The sequence below is a fragment of the Blautia sp. HCP3S3_D9 genome (assembly GCF_052063845.1).
GTDB lineage: Bacteria > Bacillota > Clostridia > Lachnospirales > Lachnospiraceae > Blautia_A.
In genome coordinates this window covers 1-3,241 of sequence record NZ_JBQHWS010000223.1, presented here as the reverse complement: position 1 = coordinate 3,241, position 3,241 = coordinate 1, and the positions used below count along the sequence as shown (strand labels likewise).

The 3,241-nt window shown below is 36.3% G+C and carries 3 protein-coding genes and 3 pseudogenes; all 6 read right to left on the bottom strand.

Translation table 11 applies throughout. The features are described 5' to 3' along the window. Positions 1–108 precede the first annotated feature (108 nt). Complete coding sequence (locus ACTNES_RS20230; protein WP_300334602.1) at positions 109–858, bottom strand: inositol monophosphatase family protein; 750 nt, start codon at positions 856–858, stop codon at positions 109–111. Between the two features lie 36 nt (positions 859–894). Then, positions 895–1,122: pseudogene (locus ACTNES_RS20225) on the bottom strand (8-oxo-dGTP diphosphatase MutT); the annotation flags it as partial. 42 nt (positions 1,123–1,164) lie between these two features. Further along, positions 1,165–1,422, bottom strand: a pseudogene (locus tag ACTNES_RS20220) (peptide deformylase); the annotation flags it as partial. 106 nt (positions 1,423–1,528) lie between these two features. Next, positions 1,529–2,245 carry a hypothetical protein gene (locus tag ACTNES_RS20215; protein ID WP_300334600.1) on the bottom strand — a complete coding sequence of 239 codons (717 nt, stop codon included), beginning with the start codon at positions 2,243–2,245 and terminating at the stop codon, positions 1,529–1,531. 27 nt (positions 2,246–2,272) lie between these two features. Further along, the gene (locus ACTNES_RS20210; RefSeq protein ID WP_441040511.1) at positions 2,273–2,785 is read right to left on the bottom strand and encodes an SGNH/GDSL hydrolase family protein; all 513 of its coding nucleotides are present in this window, start codon (positions 2,783–2,785) and stop codon (positions 2,273–2,275) included. Then, positions 2,757–3,241, bottom strand: a pseudogene (locus ACTNES_RS20205) (hypothetical protein); the annotation flags it as partial. The pseudogene ACTNES_RS20205 and the gene ACTNES_RS20210, both read right to left, overlap by 29 nt.

Here is a 3,241-nt window from a genome sequence, read left to right as displayed (position 1 = left end):
TGCAGGAAGCATTGGAATACGGACAAAGTGCCGCCTGATTGTTATTTTGTGGGTTAAAACATTGATTTTTCAAGGTGCTAAGCTTATTTTTAATGTGGGAAGTTTGAGTTATTTATTTCTCGCAAGAATCGAACTTTTCTCTAAACATGGAAGTTCTCCATCCTCAACCGATGTTACAATTCCGCCTGCTTCTTCAACAATCAGCGCACCGGCAGCAAAATCCCATGGAGACAAAATAAGTTCAAAATAAACCTCTGCTCGTCCCGAGGCTATTGCACATAAGTCAAGGGCTGCAGAACCACTTCTTCTGATATCAAGGCATTTCTGAAAATATTTGTACGCCAATTCAAAGGATGCTTTTGCAAGTTCTGTATTGTATGGAGATGAACCAAACAAAACAATACTGTTTTCCAGACTGTCATTTGATACATGAATTGCCTTTCCATTCATATATGCTCCTTTGCCGGAAATCGCATAAAAAGTCTCATTAAGATACGGATTATGTACTACTCCCAGATATCTCTTTCCGTTTCTGATCAAGCCAATAGATATACAGCTCATATGATAATCCTTGATAAAATTAGTAGTTCCGTCAATTGGGTCTACTACAAAGATATATTCCGCATTTTTGTCAATATTACAATCCTCTTCCTCCCCGAAGAACTCTGCTTCCGGAAGAATCTGAGCCAATTTCATCTGTAATATTTCCTGAATTTTACAATCATATGCCGTAACAAAATTAGCTTTTCCTGCTTTATCTTTAATACCAAAATTATTTCTGTCAGCCTGCAGCATCATCTGGCCGCACTCTTTTGCAGCAGCAATTATTTCATCTAATATAATGTGTATTTCTCTCATTAATCTGTAACTCCTTAGAATATAAATGCATCATTTTTATAATTCTTCTTTTATCTTCTCGACCAGGCCCTGATCTGCCGGGAGCCAGTCCACACTGTCCAGATTCTCTTTTGTCAGCCATTTTGCGGCTTCATGTTCTTTCAGAACAAGGTCTCCTTATACGACTTTGCACATAAAACAGTCCATAGATAAATGAAATTTAGGATAATCATATTCCACTGTATCCAGAAACTTAACAATCTCTATTTCTGTATCCAGTTCTTCTAATTGTACATCCATGAATACGCTTTCCACTCGCCAGTTTCACAGACACTCCTCTTCTGTTTCAAAAGGCTCACTCTTTGAAATAATAACCGGATTAAACATTACAATATCGACAAATCCCATATTTACAATAATAATATTTTTCTTCACGCCAATCATATTCTCTGCCATTCCGACGCATCGTTCTCTGTTCGCTCTTAATGTATCCATCAGGTCCCTTCCGATCTGAAGATCTTCTTTCGTTGCTGTTTCTGATTTCTGTGAGAGAAATAACGGATCTCTCATAATATTTTTAACCATTTATTTTAACTCCTCCTTCGTATTGCAAGTGCGCAAGTGTTATTTTCCTGAATATATTCTTCATGAGTAAGGTCTTTATTTTTACCGTTTATTTCTTCTGCTTCGCTCATTGTCCACACCTCTGTTTTTTATACTTTTTAATCAACCACTTCTGATCTATACATTTCACATCTTCATCAAAACGGATATGAAGATGAACTCCGCCAGATCTCGGATTAATTTTTTCCACAATTCCATTTCCGAATTTCGGATGTGTAACACTGTCTCCAATCTTATATTGAACAACTTCGTCCTTTTCCTTCTGCGCTTTCTGCAGACGTTGATAAGTATCCCGGATTGGTACTGTCTTATCATGAATCCGATTCTTTAAAACATTGTCATAGTTGTAATCCATCAGTGCTTCCCCTGCCTTATAATAAGGTGTCGGAGCAGCTCCTATAAGAGAACAACAATATTTCCATGCACTTCCATGTGTTCCTGCCTGCCATTTATACTTTTCAGGTATCTGCATATTGTACTGCATGTAATGCGCATATTCGTGCTTAAATAAATCAATACGATCTTCTTTTGACAACGGGTTCTTCACTCCATATGCAACAAAGAACAATGAAAAATGAAAATGCTCATCTTCATGGGAACTCCGTCTCGTGTAGGATCCCAAAGAATCTGTTTCAAATCCAAATGTCACTGGTACTTTCGCTCCATTTAAACGAAACTTCCGGTCCAGTTCCTTATACAAATTCTGTATTAACGCTGTCAAAATTGGAATTTCCTTCTGCAAACGCTGCCGCAGGAACTGATTTTCCTGATCATAATAAGTCATTATTTTACGCTTCCTCATCTTCTTAAATTAATGCAAATACTGTACCAAAGAATCAAAAACTTTTAAATATCCATTTGCATACATATGAACACCATCAATAGCATACTCTGTCTTTTGTTCACCGTTTTTATCAATAAGATCGATATTACAGTTCAGATAATTACATCCAAAAGATTCTGCGATTTTCTTAAGTTCTTTGTTACATCGTTCAATATTCTCCGGCGTCCGTAGTTTCATCCATTCTATGGATTCCGCAGTTTGCCATGGGAGATGAAGTTTCGCCGGATAGAAAGCCATCACATAAACTTCGGGTTTATCCAGTTTTTCATATATAATTTCCAGAATCTTTCTATAATTATCCATTAAGTGATCAAACCATTGATCACCAAAATCTTTCTCTGTAATGTCATTTGTTCCAATATTGATAAAAATCCTTGATGGCTCCAAATCCAAAAGCAATATATGAATATATTCCAGAAATTCATCTGTATTTAAGCCACCAACACCACGATTAGTATTCTGGTTTTGAAATAAATACAAAATCTGCGAATCCACGTCCTGTCGGCAGTTCACGAACTGGTTTAAAATAATATTCCATTGAACTGAGATATGCAATTGCAAGTACACTACTTAGGGAATTCTCTTTATTATACTTAATATCCGAAATATACTCCATATGGATTTTCTCAATTTCCTCTGCAACCGCTTCTTCATTCATATCAAGTGTAGCTTCCAGCAAATGTTCTGATTCTTGCTGAAAAGTAAACATTTCATGCCATTTTTTTCTTTTTATCACACGAATGAGTTCCTGCCGTATTTCTTCATTTGGAATAAAAGCTTTTCTGGTATTCGAATTGTATCCCAAATATCCCAGATGAATTAAATAACACCAGTTTACAACTTTTATAAATGAGTGCCCCTTTGCTGAATAAGCCGCTTCAGGGCTTTTACAACAGCATTTGATTTTATACTGTTTTCGATGTTTTGTACGAAAGC

Bases quoted from the DNA above. Each gene is read 5' to 3' on its own strand.
- ACTNES_RS20230 (WP_300334602.1), bottom strand. From the start codon at position 858: ATGAGAGAAATACACATTATATTAGATGAAATAATTGCTGCTGCAAAA.
- ACTNES_RS20215 (WP_300334600.1), bottom strand. From the start codon at position 2,245: ATGACTTATTATGATCAGGAAAATCAGTTCCTGCGGCAGCGTTTGCAG.